This is a genomic window from Lactiplantibacillus mudanjiangensis, from assembly GCF_005405385.1.
Classification (GTDB): Bacteria; Bacillota; Bacilli; order Lactobacillales; family Lactobacillaceae; genus Lactiplantibacillus; species Lactiplantibacillus mudanjiangensis.
In genome coordinates this window covers 103,042-122,746 of sequence record NZ_BJDY01000001.1, presented here as the reverse complement: position 1 = coordinate 122,746, position 19,705 = coordinate 103,042, and the positions used below count along the sequence as shown (strand labels likewise).

General features: G+C 42.7%; 19 protein-coding genes, 1 tRNA gene and 1 other annotated feature. Of the genes, 11 read left to right on the top strand and 9 right to left on the bottom strand.

The window, feature by feature from the left end; translation table 11 throughout:
* Positions 1–223 precede the first annotated feature (223 nt).
* Positions 224–508, top strand: a complete 285-nt coding sequence (locus FFM84_RS00630) for a hypothetical protein (protein WP_130846020.1) — start codon at positions 224–226, stop codon at positions 506–508.
* Complete coding sequence (locus tag FFM84_RS00625) at positions 502–855, top strand: type II toxin-antitoxin system PemK/MazF family toxin (RefSeq protein WP_130846021.1); 354 nt, start codon at positions 502–504, stop codon at positions 853–855. Before FFM84_RS00630 ends, FFM84_RS00625 begins: the two co-directional genes overlap by 7 nt.
* Positions 856–970: 115 nt before the next feature.
* Here FFM84_RS00625 and FFM84_RS00620 read toward each other — a convergent pair whose 3' ends face one another.
* Entirely contained in the window at positions 971–2,728 is a 1,758-nt protein-coding gene (locus FFM84_RS00620; protein ID WP_130846022.1) for a flavocytochrome c, read from the bottom strand.
* Positions 2,729–2,871: 143 nt separating this feature from the next.
* Between FFM84_RS00620 and FFM84_RS00615 the strand changes: the two genes are divergently transcribed.
* On the top strand, positions 2,872–4,452 hold the full coding sequence (locus FFM84_RS00615; protein WP_130846023.1) for a cache domain-containing sensor histidine kinase: 1,581 nt from the start codon (positions 2,872–2,874) through the stop codon (positions 4,450–4,452).
* Position 4,453: 1 nt separating this feature from the next.
* Positions 4,454–5,179: a response regulator transcription factor gene (locus tag FFM84_RS00610; RefSeq protein WP_165444303.1), complete on the top strand. Its 726-nt coding sequence runs from the start codon at positions 4,454–4,456 to the stop codon at positions 5,177–5,179.
* Between the two features lie 37 nt (positions 5,180–5,216).
* Here FFM84_RS00610 and FFM84_RS00605 read toward each other — a convergent pair whose 3' ends face one another.
* From FFM84_RS00605 to FFM84_RS00575, 7 genes are all read right to left on the bottom strand, one after another.
* Positions 5,217–5,423: a hypothetical protein gene (locus FFM84_RS00605; protein WP_130846025.1), complete on the bottom strand. Its 207-nt coding sequence runs from the start codon at positions 5,421–5,423 to the stop codon at positions 5,217–5,219.
* A gap of 125 nt (positions 5,424–5,548) precedes the next feature.
* Complete coding sequence (locus FFM84_RS00600) at positions 5,549–6,061, bottom strand: hypothetical protein (protein WP_130846784.1); 513 nt, start codon at positions 6,059–6,061, stop codon at positions 5,549–5,551.
* A 208-nt stretch (positions 6,062–6,269) separates the two neighbouring features.
* Positions 6,270–7,958 carry an arginine--tRNA ligase gene (argS, locus tag FFM84_RS00595; protein WP_130846027.1) on the bottom strand — a complete coding sequence of 563 codons (1,689 nt, stop codon included), beginning with the start codon at positions 7,956–7,958 and terminating at the stop codon, positions 6,270–6,272.
* A 278-nt stretch (positions 7,959–8,236) separates the two neighbouring features.
* Positions 8,237–8,680 (bottom strand): GNAT family N-acetyltransferase, encoded by a 444-nt coding sequence (locus FFM84_RS00590; protein ID WP_130846028.1) that lies wholly within the window; start codon positions 8,678–8,680, stop codon positions 8,237–8,239.
* 82 nt (positions 8,681–8,762) lie between these two features.
* Positions 8,763–8,833: transfer RNA gene (locus FFM84_RS00585), tRNA-Gly, on the bottom strand.
* 60 nt (positions 8,834–8,893) lie between these two features.
* Positions 8,894–9,139: a DUF2187 domain-containing protein gene (locus FFM84_RS00580; protein WP_130846029.1), complete on the bottom strand. Its 246-nt coding sequence runs from the start codon at positions 9,137–9,139 to the stop codon at positions 8,894–8,896.
* Positions 9,140–9,218: 79 nt separating this feature from the next.
* Complete coding sequence (locus FFM84_RS00575; RefSeq protein WP_130846030.1) at positions 9,219–10,601, bottom strand: MATE family efflux transporter; 1,383 nt, start codon at positions 10,599–10,601, stop codon at positions 9,219–9,221.
* A gap of 417 nt (positions 10,602–11,018) precedes the next feature.
* Here FFM84_RS00575 and FFM84_RS00570 point away from each other — a divergent pair, with 417 nt between their 5' ends.
* The 4 genes from FFM84_RS00570 to FFM84_RS00555 all read left to right on the top strand — a co-directional run bounded on the left by FFM84_RS00570 (position 11,019) and on the right by FFM84_RS00555 (position 17,492).
* A complete protein-coding gene (locus tag FFM84_RS00570) occupies positions 11,019–12,338 on the top strand; it encodes a peptidoglycan recognition protein family protein (RefSeq protein ID WP_130846031.1) in 1,320 nt (439 codons plus the stop codon).
* A 259-nt stretch (positions 12,339–12,597) separates the two neighbouring features.
* Positions 12,598–12,838: a binding site (T-box leader), on the top strand.
* A 63-nt stretch (positions 12,839–12,901) separates the two neighbouring features.
* The gene (gene metE, locus FFM84_RS00565; protein WP_130846032.1) at positions 12,902–15,226 is read left to right on the top strand and encodes a 5-methyltetrahydropteroyltriglutamate--homocysteine S-methyltransferase; all 2,325 of its coding nucleotides are present in this window, start codon (positions 12,902–12,904) and stop codon (positions 15,224–15,226) included.
* Positions 15,216–17,072 carry a bifunctional homocysteine S-methyltransferase/methylenetetrahydrofolate reductase gene (locus tag FFM84_RS00560; RefSeq protein WP_130846033.1) on the top strand — a complete coding sequence of 619 codons (1,857 nt, stop codon included), beginning with the start codon at positions 15,216–15,218 and terminating at the stop codon, positions 17,070–17,072. The genes metE and FFM84_RS00560 overlap by 11 nt, the downstream gene beginning before the upstream one ends.
* Before the next feature lie 69 nt (positions 17,073–17,141).
* Positions 17,142–17,492, top strand: coding sequence for a DUF1516 family protein (locus FFM84_RS00555; protein ID WP_130846034.1), 351 nt, complete (start codon positions 17,142–17,144; stop codon positions 17,490–17,492).
* Positions 17,493–17,522: 30 nt separating this feature from the next.
* Here the strand turns inward: FFM84_RS00555 and FFM84_RS00550 are convergent, their stop codons facing one another.
* Positions 17,523–17,981 (bottom strand): GtrA family protein, encoded by a 459-nt coding sequence (locus FFM84_RS00550; RefSeq protein ID WP_130846035.1) that lies wholly within the window; start codon positions 17,979–17,981, stop codon positions 17,523–17,525.
* A gap of 145 nt (positions 17,982–18,126) precedes the next feature.
* Here FFM84_RS00550 and FFM84_RS00545 point away from each other — a divergent pair, with 145 nt between their 5' ends.
* From FFM84_RS00545 to FFM84_RS00540, 3 genes are read left to right on the top strand one after another with little or no spacing between them, the layout of a single operon-like run.
* Entirely contained in the window at positions 18,127–19,140 is a 1,014-nt protein-coding gene (locus tag FFM84_RS00545) for a hypothetical protein (RefSeq protein WP_130846036.1), read from the top strand.
* Between the two features lie 14 nt (positions 19,141–19,154).
* Entirely contained in the window at positions 19,155–19,277 is a 123-nt protein-coding gene (locus FFM84_RS16375) for a hypothetical protein (RefSeq protein WP_263854421.1), read from the top strand.
* Positions 19,274–19,699, top strand: coding sequence for a hypothetical protein (locus FFM84_RS00540; protein ID WP_130846037.1), 426 nt, complete (start codon positions 19,274–19,276; stop codon positions 19,697–19,699). The genes FFM84_RS16375 and FFM84_RS00540 overlap by 4 nt, the downstream gene beginning before the upstream one ends.
* Positions 19,700–19,705 lie beyond the last annotated feature (6 nt).

Sequence of the window (19,705 nt, the reverse complement as noted above, 5' to 3'; positions counted from 1 at the left end):
AAAGGTTCCGAATTCGTTCATCTTATTTTAGCGCAACCAGGTTGGTGTAAGCTACTTTTAAGTCGCCATCTCATAAAGAAGGTGGAACAACTGCCACACATCTAAAAATCCGTAGTCATTTTCTGTTTACAGAATAAGTTATTTTTAGCTACTCATTAAGCTTATTCACTTGAAATCAGCTCATCCTGTGTATATACTAGTTTATACAAAAGGAGGGCTGACAATGAAAAAAGCTAGTTCAAAAAGCCGTATTATCGGTGAATATGCCACTCGAAAAGTCGGTAACTCATTAATGTTAACTGTGCCAGTTTCGGCCGGCGTAACTGATAACACTAAATTTATTCTACGAAAAAAAGCTGATGGTACGCTCGAATACCAGCCAGTCAGTCGAGATGATAACCCCTGGACTAATGGTGAGTATGCTACCGTTGATTTTCAAAAAAATCTAGAACTTGATGGCAACTACGGTTTAATATCCTCCGTTGGTAAGGAAGGCGTCGAATGGTAAGTCCAAAACAAGGTGACTTAATTATGATTGATGCTGAACCCCATGTTGGTCACGAAGAAGGCGGACATGATCCGGCCGTTGGGAATATCAGAAGACCATTTGTTGTGATCTCAAAGACTCAGTATAACGCTTATACCGGCATGATTATTGGCATGCCAATTACTTCAAAACTAAGAAATGGGCCAATGTATGTTCCAATTGCCGATATCGCCAGTGGTATCCACGGCAGCATTGTGACCTATCAAATGCCAAATTTTGACTTTGAAGGTCGTCACGGAAAAATAATTGGCCATCTTCAACCAAAAATCGTTAAAGATTTGCTAAAACGTGCGAAACAAATTTTCTAAAAGCATCAAGCCTGTTATTGATAGTCGAGCAAAACTCGGTTATATGAATAACAGGTTTTTTGTTTTAAAAAAAACGGCGACCCAGTTTCGGTTCGCCGTTTGAGAAATTAGCAATTTAAAGTTTTCCTGCTGTCTTACCCGCAATCCGACCAAACGTGATGATATCGGCGATCGCGTTACCACCTAAGCGGTTAGACCCCTGGATAACACCCGTTAATTCACCAGCGGCATATAAACCTGGAATGGCTTTACCCTTTTTATTGAGCACTTCGGTCTTTTCATTGATCACCAGACCACCCATCGTATGATGCACAGATGGCACCGCTTTTTCAATATAGTAAGGCCCTTTAGCTAAAGAGACTAACCCAGCCCGATGATGGAAGTCTTTATCTTTACCCGTTTTGGCGTAACGATTGACTTTTTTGATTGTGGCTTTTAAAGCGGCCGGATCAATCTTGAAGTCCTTGGCCAATTCATCGATCGTATCAGCTTTATAAAGTAATCCTTGTTTGATCAATTCGTTGTATTCCGCTTTATGAGCAGCTTTCGTCTTAGAAATCCCATCAATCTTATCATTCCAGATTTGATACGTGTAGCCACCGGTTTGTTTTAAGATCGCCTTAGAAATGACATCACGCCGTTCCAATTCTTCAACAAAGCGATTGCCTTCTTGGTTGACTAAAATTGCGCCATCAAAACGCGTATCAGCCAACAAGGAAATCATCCCCGTCTTCGGATTAGCAATTGGGTACGTTTGAATATATTTCATATTCGTTAACTTGGCCCCAACGTTTTGTGCCATCACGATTCCATCACCCATCGTACCGGCTGTATCCGTTGACTTGTAGCGTTTGTCATATTCTTTGTTATATTTGGTCCGCATTTTTACGTTCGATCCAAAACCACCAGTCGTTAAAATCACGGCCTTTTTAGCATTGAACGTCACATTCTTTTTATCTTGATACCGAGCTTTAACGCCGACAATTCGGTCATTACGTTTAATTAAACTTTTGGCCTTCATATTGGTATAAATTGGAATCTTCAATGATTTAGCTTTCTTGTCCAACTTGGTGACCAACTCTTGTCCCGTATGTCCTACTGGGATCAGCGCCCGTTTATAGCTATGTCCCCCAAATTGGAACAGTTGATCATTGATGAATTTCACATGAATATCATTACGCAACCACTTCGCTGAACCTAGCGCATTATTGGCTAAAATGTGCACCATCTTCGGATCACCGAGGTAGTCGCCACCTTTCATGGTGTCTTTGTAGTAGCTCTTTACGGAGTCTCCTTTGATACCGAGCTTCTTTTGGACCCAGTTACCAGGGGCATTCATTTCACCACCGGAAATCAACGTATTGCCCCCAACGGTTGGCATCTTTTCAATGATAGCCACCTTTTTACCGGCTTTTTTAGCTTCGATTGCGGCACTAAAGCCACCACCACCGGAACCGACCACCACAACATCAAAATGATTAGTTTTGCCAACTTTTGGTTCCGTTGACTTCGACTTTGTCTTCGTTGTTTTTAAGGTAATCCCGGCCTTTTTAACTGCTGCATTGATCGCCGCGATATACCCTTTGCTCGTATACGTTGACCCACTAATCACATCAACATCCGTTGAATTTTTAGCGACAATCGTATCCTTTAGCTGGCTATAGACTGGTTTCGCCAAGACTTTATTTTCGTTTTGACTTAAGACCTTGATCTTTTCAATCTTATTGCCTTTAAACGTCACCGCAACTTTAATCTCACCATGTTTCCCCGTTCCAGTGCCTTCAACCGTTTGCGTTTTGCTTGCCATTGAACAAGCCGTTAGTAACAGGCCAGTTGTGACCGCTGTCAAAATAGCACATAATTGTTTTTTCATCTCAAAATCCCCTCCGCTATTTATTGATAAGGTTAGGATATCAATAATACTGAGCGTTTTCGTTGGACTTTTTAGAGATTAGGTGGACTTTTCTGGTCTATTCGTGAAATAATGTACAAAAAGGCGTTCGGGGGGACACCAACATGCACTCACTCAAAAAACAAACTGTGGGATTATTTCTCATTACCTCATTAAGTCTCATTGGCTTAATCTATCTGACAATGAAACTAGAAATGAGCCGCAATATTTTACCGTTGAATACATCAGTGACGCAGCGCGTGGTCGATAATCGGACCGATCAAATCAACAGCTGGTTTGGCGAACGTCTGGCTGAACTGCGATTACTAGCTGATTTACCAGCCCGACAGTCTTATTCACGGGACGCGCTCTTCCAAGAAACCAACGCCGTAGAAAATTTTGATCACCATAATTACGGCTCCATCCGGTTGGTTTCTAAGGATGGTATTTCACATTCACCTGATTATCCCGATTTTTCAGTTCGAAACCGACAATATTACCAAGAACTAGTCGCACATCCCAAACGCCACTATGCCGTCAGTAATTTACTAACCTCACGAGAAGATCATCGATCCATCGTGATTATTTTATACCGATTAGCACGACCCTTAACTGATGACACAACTTATTTAGCCGCGGCAGTCCCACTAACTAAGGTCGAAGCCCTAGCGAAAAACTTGACGATCTATGATGGCAAGGGTGTCATTTTAAGCGCCGACAATGACTCACCACAAGTTAATCCCAAAACCGAATTACTACTAACAGCCTCACTAAGCCTATTACCTCAATGGAAAGTTAATTACATCGTGCCTAAAAAACGACTCGGTGAAAACACCCAACAACTCTTACGTTTACTAATTGTCATTGCTTTAGTGGTCATTGGCCTTTTAGGACTATTATTAATTTTATTATTACGACAGATCATTCAACCAATGGTGTCCCTAACGACCACCATGACTCAAGTTCAAAACGGCAATCGCCAGGTTCGCGCCGTTGAAGCGGGGCCAACCGAAATCAAAAGTTTAGCCACCACATTTAATCAGATGCTAGCTGAAGTATATCTCAATGAAACGAAATCTCGCGATGCTGCAATTCAAGTGTTGCAAGCTCAAATTCAACCGCACTTTTTATATAACACATTAGACACCATTCAGTGGCAAATTCTGGGCGATGACCCGGATGCAGCGGTCACCATGTTGGAAAACCTGAGTTTGTTTTTCCGCAAAGGACTCAATCATGGGCAAGACACCATCACATTAGCTGATGAATTAACTCATGTAAAAAGCTACCTCAATATTCAAGCCGTTCGTCATCCACAACTGGCGCGCTGGGATTACAACGTGCCCGCTGATCTATTGAACCAACCGCTACTGCATTTCAGCTTACAACCGTTAGTTGAAAATGCGATCAATCATGGCTTACGACCGGCTAATCATGGACATGGACAACTGTTTATTCAAGGACAAGTGTTGAATCATACCACTTTACGACTAACCGTTAGTAATGATGGCGCACCCATCCCTGAAACCACTTTAGCAGCATTGAACGCCGGCACTTATCAAGGTGGTCAAAATGGTTATGGCATTTATAATCTCCGGCAACGCCTTCATTTATTTTACGATGGACGAGCTACCCTTCACTTTACTAGCACCGAAACCCTAACTACTGTTCAGCTTGATCTACCAATAATCAAAGGGGATGTCTAATATGCAAAACTTATTAATCGTTGATGATGAACAAGCTTTACGCAATGGGTTAGCCCACTACTTGAGTCAACTGGCTACCCCTTTTGACGTTATTGATATGGCCGCCAATGGTCAACAAGCATTAGCTTACTTCGAACATCACTCAGTTGCCGCCGCGTTAATTGATATTAATCTAGGTGACCTGAACGGCTTGGATTTAATTGAGCTCATCAATCAGCGATCTCCACAGACCTTAATCGTCATTATTAGTGGATACGATGATTTCGACTTCGCACGCCGGGCCGTAAAATTAAATGTTTTAGATTATTTGTTAAAGCCGATCCCACGATCAGACTTGCAAAAACTCATGCAAACATTTAAAACGCAACTAACGCCAACGGTTACCGTACGAACTGCCAGCACAACTAATTTGGCACAAAGCGGGCAAGCTTATATTGAAGCCCATTACTCTGATCATAATTTATCATTAGCTCAAGCCGCACAACGTTTATTCGTTAGTGAAACCCATTTAAGTAAACAATTGAAACAAAACTGCGGACAAACTTTTTCAGAATATTTAATCGATTATCGCATGACTAAAGCCCAAGAACTCCTGCGAAATCCCAGCTTACAATATTCAGTTGGTGAGATTGCTCATAAAGTGGGCTATGAAGACGCCCACTATTTTAGCCGCGTTTTCCGGAAAAAGGTTGGTGTCTCCCCACTTCAATATCGACAAGTAAACTAAAAAGACACCCTTAGCAGGTGTCTTTTTTGCTGGCTCCTTAGGCCCCTAAACGACGATAATACTCTTCAACAAAAGGTTGCATATTATGTCGCCAAACCTCTTTAATGGGCTCCGTTCTTAAAAGTTCCTTCGTCGCTTCTGAAATCGCATCTGATTCTAACATAGCCTGAATCGTGGCCTGCATGATTTGTGGATCTTCAAACGCTGGGGCAATTTCTTCATCAATCTCATCTATAAACTTCATTTTTATTCCTACTTTCGTTTTGCAGCATAGTTTTCAGCCGTGTTCAAAACCGTAACATAATTATTTATTTTTGACACATCTGCCAATAAATAAAGGGTCGTTTTAATCCCGGGGTGATTAATATGTCAAAGTATGCGATAACTAACAATACTCAACACTTGTTTATCATTGATCTTTTTATAATAAAAATAACCGGAAAACCGACTTAGACAAGTAATTAGTGCAGTCTGGTTACTTTTGAAAACTAGCATCTCAGAACTAGTATCATTGATTAACAGATCACTAATAATGGTTAACTCAATGATACTCTGATTGATATGGTTATTATTTCGATTAATTGCGATCAGTTGTGATGTAATTCTATCATCAAAAACTGTCAAATCATAGTCTAGTAACGGTACAATCATTTCAACATAATAATCTAAAGCTTGTTTACTATAATCAAACCGTTTATTTTCAAGTTCCAATTGAAACTTTCGATTCGTCCATTGGAATTGAATCAGTGCAATCACAATACCCCCAATCGTTGCGATTGAAACCATCATATTTAAACCATCACGTAACAACTGCCAACCATTGTCATTAGTCAATAACAATCTAAATAAAATGACTATCGTTAATAGTAGTTGTATGACCAATATTAACCACCAAAATTGCCCTAAAAATAAGCTTATGCGCTTAAGCAATATCCGCATTATTACCCCCTACTTCACATAACTGAGTAGCTAAACTGTAACATAGTTTCACAAACATATGTTCTTATTTACAATAAAGCTACAAATTTACAGAAAAATGATCAAAAAAAGCCGCCAGCATCTCTACTAGCGACCACTTGATACGATTTAATTACATTTCATCAGGAGCTTTAACGCCCAAGAGACGTAAAGCTTCCTTCAAGACGATGCTGACACTCTTAACTAGGGCTAAGCGTGCGTTTAATTCGTCATCTTCAACCAAGATCTTGGTGTTTCCATAATACTTGTTGAAGGCTTTAGCTAAATGAATGGCATACTTCGCCACAACTGATGGTTCGTAGGCTTCGCTAGCCCGAACAACGGTTGCTGGGAATTCGCTCAATAACTTCAACGTATCCCAGGCAGCTGGATCACTTAATGTTTGACCAGCTGCGGCTAAGTCAGGATTGCCAGCTTTGCGTAAGATACTTTCAGCCCGGGCATGTGCATATTGCACGTAAGGCCCAGTTTCCCCTTCAAAACGGACAACTTCTTCCAAGTTAAAGTCAAAGTTGTTCATCCGTTCGTTCTTCAAATCATGGAAAACGACCGCGCCAATCCCAACCGCATCGGCCACGGCATCTTTGTTTGCTAAGTCAGGGTTCTTTTCATCAATTTGCTTATGAGCTAACGCAACCGCGTCATCTAAGACCTTATCTAATAAGATCACACGACCACTCCGCGTTGATAATTTCTTACCACCTTGGGTAATCAAACCGAATGGAATATGATGAATTTGATCCGACCAATCAAAGCCCATTTCCTTTAAAACGGCCTTTAATTGCTTGAAATGGTTCGATTGTTCGTTCCCAACCACGTATAATGATTGGACAAAATCATAAGTCCGGTAACGGTAAATAGCAGCAGCTAAGTCCCGAGTGATATACAACGTTGCGCCATCAGACTTCTTGATCAATGCTGGATTCAAATCATACTTCGATAAGTCAACCACTTCGGCGCCTTGGCTTTCTTGTAACAAGCCTTTGCTTTCCAAAATGTCAACGACTTCGGCCATCTTATCATTGTAGAAAGCTTCCCCATTAAAGGAATCAAAGTCGATATCCAAACGTTTGTAAATTTGTTGGAAGGCTTTCAAAGATTCTGAACGGAACCATTTCCACAAATGCATGGCTTCTTCATCGCCATTTTCCAACTTCTTAAACCAATCACGCGCCACGTCGTCCATTTCAGGATGATCAACGTCTTCTTTATGGAAACGCACGTAATACTTCAATAAGTTGTTGATTGGGTCAGCTTTAACTTCTGCTTCGCTACCCCACATCTTGTAAGCCGTGATAAGCTTCCCAAACTGCGTCCCCCAGTCACCTAAATGATTGATCTTAACTGGTTTGTAATCAATCTTTGATAAGATATTCGCTAATGAATTCCCAATAACAGTTGACCGTAAATGACCCATTGAGATTGGTTTGGCGATATTAGGTGAAGACATATCAATTGGCACTTGGCCTTGACCGCCGATTTTAGCATCCCCAAAGTTGGCGCCATCCGTTAACACTTGTTGTAACACATCAGCTGCAAAAGCGTCCTTTTTCAAGAAAAAGTTTACGTAAGGGCCCATGGCAACGACTTTTTCAAAACCAGTTTGATCAATCTTTTCAACGATATCCCCAGCAATCATTTGCGGGGCTTTGTGTAACGTTTTTGCTAACGTAAACGTTGGAAACGCTAAGTCCCCTTGTTTTGACGTCTTTGGTTGTTCGATCTTAGCCATAATATCTTCAACGGATAAGTCCGTTAAAGCTGGTGCTAAGGCATTAGCCACTTGTTGTTTGTAATCCATATTATCCTCCTCGGACCGCAAAAAAAGTCCCCTACACATTTAAAAATATGTAAGAGACGAGATTTCCCGCGGTACCACTCTAATTGATATTATATCCACTTATGATTATCGAATTGTCGTTCTCAAAAGCGCGCTTCCGTTAGCCTTTTGGTTCGGCTCCCAACATCCCGAACTTGCTAAGCAAAATAACTAACGTACTCCTCTTTCTCATTGAACGTGGTTCATTTTAACATGCGTAAGTATAACAGAATTTGTTAACTTTGACTAGCGCTAGCCGCTTAAAGCGCCAAAATCATGTCTTGGTGCGGAATATCATCTTCTAAATATACTGATGAAACCGGTTTAAACCCAAATGACTGATAAAATTGATCTAAATAATGTTGCGCTTGAATCTTAATCTGGGTGGTTTCAGGCCATAGCTGCTGAATTTGTTCGATAGCTGTCTGGACGAGTAATTGACCGTAACCATGCCCACGATCAGCTGGATTAACTAGCACCCGACCAATTCTCGCTTGCTGGTTGGGTGCTTGCATGAGTCGCGCATACGCCATTAAGCGGCCATCGGCATCGACGCCCAATAAATGTTCAGCAGTCAAATCTAAATCATCAACTTCTTGGTAAGCACAAGTTTGTTCAACAACAAACACCGCGACGCGCAAATGATAGATTGTATAGAGTTGTTGTGGCGTTAACGCCGTGAATGTGACTACTTTAAAGTTCATCTCGTATTCGACCTCCAAAATTTAATGCAAAAAAAAACTAGTCATGTGAATGCACATAACTAGTCGATCGCTTAATAACTTAAGCGGGTGACGGGAATCGGACCCGCGACGCAAGCTTGGGAAGCTTGAATTTTACCACTAAACTACACCCGCGTTGACAACAGAAAATAGTATAGCATATATTTTCTGCCTTGTCAGCTTAAATTTAAAAAATTATGCTTCTGGTTCCACTTTTTCAGCAACAACGGGCGCCGCCTTGATTAACTTAGCGTCACCTTTGCGAACAACTGCCCGGTGATTGTATTCATCAACCACAGGCTTGTCAGGTTGTGCAAACTCTTTGATTAAAATCAAAACTGAATTTTCATAAACTTTTTCAATTTCACCTTTAAAATCATGTTCAAGTGAAGCGAATTTTTTACCTTGGACGTAATCGCCAATCTTTAGTTCTACCGTCATAAGATAACTCCTTCATTTAAATGATAACAAATATTATCAAATCCTTGTCAAACTTGCAAGACTAAAAGTCCATTTTTCATTATTCTGTTACCGAAACTGTCGAATCGACCGCTTTATTCGTCTTGTCGGTGGCCATCCGTTGCCGTAATTCATGAACGGCCCGAATATAAGCTGGTAATAATACCGCCACTGACCCCAACCAGGCTAACGGTTCTGAGAAACAAGCTCCTGGATAGGCAAAGAAACGGACTAAGATCAATGCCGCAAAGACGCGCATAAAGAGTTCTGCGGCCCCAGCTAACGTTGGAATCGCACTCCGACCCAACCCTTGCAAGGTGTTTCGCATAATGAACAACATTGAAAGTAAAATATACGAACTTCCGATAATATTAAAGTACGTTTGTGACAAATGCAGGACAGCCATATCTTGATGTCCGACAAATAAACCGACTAATTGTTGACCCCAAATGATTTCAATCACCCCGGCCGCGACACTAAACGCTCCAGATAGCCACATCGTTTGTTTGACACCCGTAATAATTCGGCCGTACTGATGCGCGCCAAAGTTTTGCGCCGCAAACGTTGCCATGGTGACCCCAAAAGACATTAATGGTTGTGTTGCCAACTGGTCAATTTTTTGGGCAGCTGTCGTTGCAGCCACGGAATCAGTTCCTAAACTATTCAAAGCCGCCTGCAAGACAATCGTTCCGATCGCAATGATCGACATTTGAAAAGCCATCGGTAGTCCAACCCGCAAATGACTAGTAACTTCTGCCCGCCGTAACTTAAAGTGCCGTCGTCCGATATGCAAGATCGGCACGCGTACCACAATATAAACAACACACATGACTGAAGCCAATAATTGGGCCAAGATCGTCGCCCAACCTGCGCCAGCGATTCCCCAGTGAAAACCTAAGATAAAGAGCAATTCCAGGCCAATATTAATCAACGAACTAATAATCAAAAACCACAATGGTGTTCGACTATCCCCGAGCGCCCGAATGATGTTGGATAACAAGTTAAACGCAATTGGCGCTAACATACCACCAAGCATGATTTGTAAGAAGGTCCGAGCATCATCAATAATATCCGTCGGCGTTTGCATCAAGACCAAGATATGATCCACAAAAATCAATGAAACAATCGTTAATATAATCCCAACAACCAAACTGACAATAATACTAATCGCAAAACTACGCCGAACGCCTTTAAAGTCTTTGGCACCATAGTGTTGGGCCGTCAAAATCGAGAGCCCCGCCGTTAACCCTTGGGCAAACCCAATGATTAAAAACTGGACACTCCCAGTTGAACCCACGGCCGCCAGTGCTTTAACCCCTAAGGTCTGCCCGACGATCAACGTATCTGATAAGCTATAAAATTGCTGAAAAATATTCCCGATCAATAATGGAATCGTAAACCAAAAAATTAATTTTAATGGTTTTCCCTTCGTTAAATCGTTCATTCTTTTACGCTCCTTTCGTTAATTAAACTTGGCGCTCAATCCCGTCAGACCGGGCCACCAGCTACACAAACTTTGCCAGTATACCAACTTTATCCCGGGAATACTAGCGTTTAGCCCCAAATATAAATTAAATTATTGTTACAAGCGAAACTGCCTTTTAACAAATGTTACTGTGTCATGAAATTGTTAAGTGAATGAAATATTTTCACGCAGTCGCCCATTCAAGCATAAACTTTCAGTCCATTTCAATATACATACTAGTGCCTAAGGGTTATACCGTTAGTAACTTACATATTTATACAACCAAACGCCCTATTATCCATCCAATCCTCGATCGTCCCGGTTACTTTTTACGCTAAAACCCGGTATAATCAATGCTGATAGTCTGGCGTGGTCCAAAAAAGGAGAAATTCAATTATGAAAACTTGGCAAGCCAACCTACTTTTGGGGATGGCCGCAACCACCATCGGTTTGGTTGCAACGAACACACACGGTCCTTCAGCGCAAGCTGCTGATTCTGTGGTGAACACTTACATTAATAACAATCATTTACAACCAGCTTCAATTACCTCAAGTATTTGGAATGGTTTTCCGAAAAATGCTTATCGTAACGGGGTCGGTAAGCCTGAAGGGGTCGCTGTTCATGAAACGGCTAACCCAAATTCAACTATTTATAACGAAATTGCTTATATGAAAAACAATTATCAAAATGCCTTCGTGCATACCTTTATTGATGCTGGCAAAATTATCAACATTGCTAACACCAATTATTTAGCCTGGGGGTCTGGTTACTATGGTAATCAACGCTTCGTCCAATTCGAACAAGTTGAAGTGCATTCAAAAGCTGCTTTTGCTAGCGAAGTGAACAACGCGGCCTACTATACCGCTTATATTTTGAAGCAATACAACTTACAACCTGACGATGCCGCCTATGATGGTAAAGGCACCGTCTGGTCTCATGGGGCGATTTCTACTTATCTAGGTGGGACCGATCACACCGATCCAAAAACTTACTACGCTAATGCTGGGAAAACCTATTTTGGTCAAGCGTACACCTTTGCGATGTTCTACCAATTGGTTAAACAACAATATGACGCGCTTGGCGGAACAGCTAATGCAACAACCAATACGAGTAGTAGCAGTGCCGCAAGTAGTAGTACCCCTACAGCTACAACCGATACATCGTCTTCAACTACCGCAACAACCAGTGTGAAACCGCAGTTCGCCAAAGTCAGCTACTATAAAGCTAACGGCGGCAACTGGGCCAATTTAAGCGCTAATTATCGTAAATATCGCGCCTATAACCACGTAAAAGGTAGCCAAGCCAACGTTAAACAACTTGGTTGGGGCTATGCTTATACTGGTCGCAAAGTTTACATTGATATGCGTGGTGTCAAAGCTGGCGGGAGCACTTGGTATCGCATCCGTTACAGTAAAGCCACTAATGCTAAACGCTACTGGGTTTATGGCAAAGCTTTATCATTAGCAAAAATCAGTTATACCACTAGTTTAAGCCAAAACATGACGGTCAAATCAACGACCAAAACACCATTACGTAATCATGTTTTGAGCTCCCCTTACCTATCTAAGAACACAGGCTCAGCAGCTGATTTTGCTGGTCAAACAGTCACGGTTAATGCTAAAGCCGTAAAAGTACAAGCTGGTAAAACCACAACTTGGTACCGATTCAAAGGTAATCAAAAATCCTACTGGGTTGTTCAATCAGCCCTTCAGTAACCACACTAGCCAGGTAGCGTTTCGACGCTACTTGGCTTTTTTTATATTAACTAAACATTATGGCGATAGAAACCTTGCCCGTACTGACCTGAGTTAAGCTGAACCGGTCCGCCCACAGCGTTCCGGCTCAAGGTGGGCGAACGGCAGGTGGCAAGTGTTGCAAGTTTTCAGTTAACAATTAACCAAGAATGGCAAAAAGATTAAAATTTAGTTTGACTTTATCATTTTAAGGTGGTATTTTTTAAGCAATCAAAAAAACAGAAACGTCTTGATGAGGAAAGTAAATCGATGACAACCAGCACAGGGAGTTCGGGCTAATGGGAACCGAATCTGGGCGCATCGCTTGAAAATGGCCTCTAAACGGCATTGCTAAGCACTTGCTAGGTGATGACAGTCAGCCACCGTTACATGGCGACCGTATGAAACGTACGGGTTAAGATCAATATCGTGAGGTGTTGATAAATTAAGGTGGTACCGCGAACGGCAACTTCGTCCTTTTAAGAGGACAAGTTGCCGTTTTTTTAACCTAAAAATTTAATCACAACCTTAAGGAGTTGGCATACATGACTGTTATTAGTAGTAATTTAGGATATCCCCGCTTAGGTGAACATCGCGAATGGAAGCATTTATTAGAACATTACTGGCGTCACGATTTAGATGAAGACCAATTTCACGCAACCGCTAAAACCTTACGTTTAGCTAATTTAGCCAAGCAACGTGACTTGGGGGTCGATTATATTCCAGTCGCCGATAATTCAGATTATGATCACGTTTTAGATACGTTGGCGGCATTTGGCGCTACTCCAACCCGCTTTGGTCATTTTGATCATGCCCTGACATTGACTGACTACTATACTATCGCTCGTGGAACCAAAACGGCTACCGCCGCGGAAATGACCAAATGGTTTAACATTAATTATCATTACATCGTGCCAGAATTCGATGACGTCCACTTTCAATTATTAGACAACCGGTGGCTCCGCTACTATCAAGAAGCTAAAACTGAACTTGGTATTGATGGCAAACCCGTCATCTTAGGCCCCGTTTCGTTCTTAAAACTCGGCAAACGTCACGGGCAATATCTGGATGACGCCGCTGTAGCCGAATTATTACCACAACTATTACCGTTATACGAACAAGTCTTCACCGAATTAGTTGCCGCGGGCGCTCAATGGATTCAGCTGGATGAACCAACTTTGGTTAAAACCACAGATTCCGCTGAAATCTTGCCTTATCAACAAGCACTTACCACATTGCATCAAGCAGTCCCGGCACTTAAAATCGAACTCCAAACTTACTTTGATAGCTTAGATTTATATGATCAAGTCGTTGATTTGCCGGTTCAAGCCATTGGATTAGACTTAGTCCACGATCACGGTGAAAATTTAGCTCACTTGGTTGATCACGGTTTTCCAAGTGACAAAGTGTTAGCAGCCGGCATTATTGACGGTCACAACGTCTGGGCTAGTAATTTGACTAAGAAATTTGCTTTAGTCCAACAACTCACTGATATTGTGACGACCGATCGACTCTGGTTACAACCTGCTAACTCCTTACTACACGTACCGATTACGACTAAAAATGAAACGCAAGCTGATCCAGTCCTGTTAGGTGGCCTTGCTTTTGCGGATCAAAAATTACAAGAATTGGCCACGTTGACGACTGCCGCTAACCAAGGGATTGCCAGTGTTCAAGCTCGTTTCGATGACAACCAAGCACACTTACAAGCATTAAACACGTCAAGTCATCGGAACAATCAAGCTGTACGTCAAGCTGAACAACATTTAGCCGATCAAACATTTGAGCGGCAAGCGCCATTTGCCACCCGAATCAAATTGCAACATGATCGCCTTAATTTACCACTACTCCCGACCACCACAATTGGGAGTTTTCCACAAAGCAAACTCGTGCGTTCAAAACGGGCTGCTTGGCGCCATGGCGATTTAAGTGATACTGACTATCAAGCTTTCTTAAACGCTGAAACCAAACGTTGGATTGATATTCAAAACGACCTCGGTTTGGATGTTTTAGTACATGGCGAATTTGAACGCACTGACATGGTTGAATATTTCGGTCAAAAATTAACTGGCTTTTATGCCACTCAAAACGGCTGGGTTCAGTCCTACGGGTCACGTGGTGTGCGGCCACCAGTGATTTTTGGTGATGTAGCCTATACTGAACCAATCACTGTAGCGGCATCCAAATACGCTCAAAGTTTAACCGACAAACCAGTCAAAGGCATGCTGACGGCCCCACTGACGATTATCAACTGGAGCTTCGTTCGCGATGATTTACCAACCGCTCAAGTGCAAAACCAAATTGCCCTCGCCTTACGACAAGAAGTGCAAAATTTGGAAAAAGCTGGTATCAAGGTTATTCAAGTCGACGAACCCGCCTTGCGAGAAGGCCTACCATTGAAGCAACGCCACTGGCAAGCCTACTTAGACGAAGCCGTTTACTCGTTTAAGATCACCACAACCGGTGTTGCCAATGACACGCAAATCCACACGCATATGTGTTATTCAAACTTCACCGATATTATTGACACGATCAAAGCCCTTGACGCCGACGTCATTTCAATTGAAACGTCGCGTAGTCATGGTGAAATCATCAGTGCGTTTGAACAGACTGGTTACCAACAAGAAATTGGGCTTGGCGTCTACGACATCCACAGTCCCCGCGTTCCAACCGTTGACGAAATCAAAGCCAATATCGAACGCGCACTACGCGTCATTGACGCTCGGCAATTCTGGATTAATCCCGACTGTGGCTTAAAGACCCGTCAAGAGCCTGAAACGATTGCCGCCTTGAAAAACATGATCGCCGCTCGTGATGCAGTCCAGTCCCGGTTAGAAACCACGACGGGAGGGACGATCGATGGACTTTAGAACCGCTTTAAAACAACGCGTCTTAGTTGCCGATGGCGCGATGGGTACCTTGCTATATGGCAACTACGGCATTAACTCGGCCTTTGAACAACTTAATTTGACCCATCCAGACACTATTTTACGGGTGCACAATTCCTATATCAGCGCCGGTGCTGATGTCATTCAAACCAACACCTATGCAGCCAACCGCCTAAAGTTAACCCGCTATGGTCTCCAGGATCAAGTTGTCGCAATCAACCAAGCAGCCGTAAAACTAGCCGTAAAAGCGCAGCAACAAGCTGATCATCCAGTTTATTTATTGGGCACAATCGGTGGTTTGGCTGGCGATACCGATCAAACGGTTCAACAAGCCGATACCGCCGCCCGCCAAGCCAGTCTGACCGAACAGCTACAGGCTTTGCTTGCCACTGACGATCTTGACGGTATTTTATTGGAAACCTACTATAATTTACCGGAATTGCTAGCGGCACTCAAACTTGTTAAGGCCCAAACCACTTTACCAGTAATCACCAACTTAACCATGTTAGCTCCAGGCGTCTTGCAAGACGGGACGACCTTTGCCGATGCGGTGATTCAGTTAGCAGCCGCTGGTGCCGATGTGGTTGGGACTAACTGTCGACTCGGGCCTTACTACTTGGCACAATCTTTTGAAAACTTGGCAGTACCGGCCAATGTTCAGTTGGCCGTTTATCCCAACTCCGGTTTACCAGGCACTGATCAAGATGGGCAAGTGGTTTACGATGGTGATCCAAGTTACTTTGAAGATTACGCTGAACGCTTTCGGCAACTCGGGTTGAATCTGATTGGTGGTTGCTGTGGCACCACCCCACTACACACGGCGGCGTTGGTGCGTGGTCTTGCCAGCCGAACTTTAGTACCTCATACGGCGGCGACCCAACCCGTTACCGCACCAACGATTAAAGCCGCAATCGGTCGCCACCCCTTTTTACAGAAGGTGGCAACGCAAAAAACAGCGCTAGTCGAACTCGACCCGCCGAAGGATTTTGAAACCACTAAATTTTTCAACGGTGCTCAACGGTTAAAAGCTGCCGGTGTTGATGGCATTACCTTATCGGATAACTCCCTAGCTAGTGTTCGCATCGCCAATACGACCATTGCTGCTCAGCTTAAATTGACCTATGGAATCACGCCGATTGTGCATTTAACTACCCGAGATCACAACTTAATCGGGCTACAATCAACGATCATGGGCTTACACAGTCTCGGCATTGACGACATTCTAGCGGTCACCGGTGATCCCGCTAAATTAGGCGATTTTCCCGGCGCAACCTCAGTTGGTGATGTCCGTTCAGTCGAACTCATTAAACTGATTAAGCAATTTAACAGTGGCATCGGACCAACTGGTAAGTCGCTCAAGCAAGCTACCGATTTTCGTGTCGCCGCGGCTTTTAATCCCAATGCGTATCGAACAACCGTTTCAACCAAATCGATTGAGCGTAAATTAAGCTACGGTTGTGACTACCTCATCACCCAACCGGTGTTTGATCTAGCCAACGTCACCGCCTTAGCAGATGCCTTAAAAACCAATGATATCCACGTCCCAGTTTTCGTCGGCGTATTGCCACTAGTTTCTTATCGCAATGCTGAGTTCTTACATCAAGAAGTTCACGGCATTCGATTGCCTGAAACAGTGCTCGCTCGAATGAAGCAAGCCGAACAAGATGGTAACGAACGTGCTGTTGGCATTCAAATTGCTAAAGAACTCATTGATGGTATCTGTAATGTCTTTAATGGCGTTCATCTAGTCACCCCGTTCAATCGGTTCAAAACGATTATCGAACTAGTCGATTATGTGCAACAAAAAAATTTAACACCGGTCCAATAAAAAATTAACACCGCCAACTAACACTTCATGCTAAAATTAAACATGAGCTGCTAATTGGAGGCGTTTTTTTTGGTTTTATTTTTACACGTATTGAGTGGTGTCTGGTTACTATTGATGGTGGGGCTTGGTCTCACCCGCCAGTTCGCCAAAAGTGCCAACCGCTATTTAATTTTAAGTCGGTTAGGCTATCTGGCCTTTATTATTACCGGCGTCTACTTAAGCACACGATCTTTAACAACCGCAACTGGCCTGACTATTTTAAAAGCAGGTTGCAGTCTCGTCACGATTGGCTTGATTGAACTGGCCTTCGCCCGCCAACAAGACAGCCATTTAACACCCAAGCTAATTACCCTACTAGTCAGCGGCATCGTACTAACATTGTTAGTCAGTGGCGTGCTATACTTAGTCACAAACATTTAAAAAACGGCGCCGCCAACTTGGCGACCCCGCTTACTTATTAAATCGTTTCAAAATTTGTTGGCGCATCAACATTTTCTGATTATGTTCCATAAAGATCAGTCGTGATGTCCCATAGTTAAAAATACCAACCAAAACTTGATCTAGAATTTTTACCAACATCGGCGCCCACATAAATATGGAAATTCCGACAAACATTAAGAACGTATCAAAGAAATACGATAGACCGCGAGTGATCATAAAGATCCCAAACTCGCGACACCAATGCCAAAAGCTGCTGGATTTCGATTGAAAGACAACCGCTTTGTTGGTAAAGAAACTAAACAAGGTCGCTAAGATCCACGCAATCGTATTCGAAAACAAATAGTGCTCTAACATCACGGAATGTAAGACCCAAAAGGCAATGACATTCACGAGGGCGGCTAAGAAACCAAAAATGGCATATTTCCAAAAATAACGATACCGCCAATAAATGCGTTTAATTTGCTGCACTGCTTTCGCCGCCGTTTCTTATAATCTAAACTTGAAAACTGCATTCGACTCATATTACCTTATTTGACTAACGGTTGACAAGTCTAACTAGCCAATCAACCGGTTACATAACCTTTAATTTTGCAATTATTTGGAGTGAATCTGTATGAATTTGTATTTGCTATTATTCGGCCTAATGCTACTTTGTCTTATCCTTATCATTAGCTTGTGGCTTAGTTTAGTCCACAATCATCGGCGTAAACAAGCCCAGGCGGAACAGGCTGCCCTACTAAAAGATATTCGCACACGGCTAGTCCAACAAACCTTGGTTAACCAAGATCAGGCGGCTTCACTGACGGCACTGCAAACAACGAATGACACCATTAAAAGTAAACTGCGACAAACGGTGCCTAAACCAGTGCAAGCGCCACAAAAACATCGAATCGATGCGAATTCGCGTGCCATTTTCCGCTCTTATGTCGTCGGCCTCGACTATTATCAAAAAGAATTTGAAGCGGCATTACAGGATGCGATTCATCGAGGCTACTTTAGACCTTATGCCAATTATAACGATGCTGGTCTCAAAGCTGACTACTTATATGCCAAAAAGTATCAAGTTGACAGCGATGATAATATCGGCGAAATTCAATTAGTTGAGGAAGTCGATGGCGCCAAACGTGCTGTGCGAGTCGAATTAAAAGTCGCTGATCATGGCTACGTTATTGGTTATTTACCTAAAAAACAAGTCAACGAAGCCTTCAATGTCATTGATATTTATGCCAACTCCGTCATGACTTTATCTTCAAAGACACGACTAATGGGTGGACAATGGAAAATGGCCATCGATGCTGTCGATGATTTACAATATATGAACGATCCGAATGCCCAACATCGACAATTAGCGGATTACGGCTCAACCGATACTCCACTACAAATTAAAACCGGTCGTAAGTCTTACTTTCTACAATTTACGCTGTATGAATTAGATATTGCCAATGATAAAATTCCACTCTACAGTTTGGTTGATACAACAACTGGTCAACGCGGTTCGATCGTGACCGTCGAAGCTGAACCGGTAAGTTATGTGCTTTCAGTAGAAGCTGGCTCAGAAGCTGGACAACATCTAACCATTACCCCAGACCAAATTGATCGGGTTATTTGGGTGCCTAATTGGAAATAAACGAGGTTAATCACATGAAAAATTTAATTTTAGCAACATTATTAGTGGCAAGTATTCTAGTCATGGCCTACGTCGATTATCAAACCATTCAGGGGGCAACTTACCCAACGTTGGCTCAGGAGTCTCAAAATCAATGAAACCTTTATTAATCAGTATCGTTGGACTTAGTTTCTTGCTTGGTGGCTGTGCGGCCGCGGAACCGACAATTTCTCAACATAAAACCGACCAGATTGCCGCTGAAAATCGGCGACAAAGTCAAGCCGCACAAGATAAAGCACAAGATACCAGTGCCGCTAAAAAATCTGGTCAGCAGTATCAGGCTGATAATGATCACATTACAAGTGCAACCAATGCAGCCGCTGCAGTGAAACAAGTGTTGAATGATCCGAAACAGCAACTTATTCATGCTGTCCCGACGATCAATCAAGATGGTCGCGGTCGTCACTATTATCAAGTCGATGCTTATCATCAATTAAGCAATGGTCAGCGCGGTCACCTGCTACAAAGCTACTTTGTCTATCCAGATGGTCGGATCACGACTAAACAACTTACTTCATAATCAAAA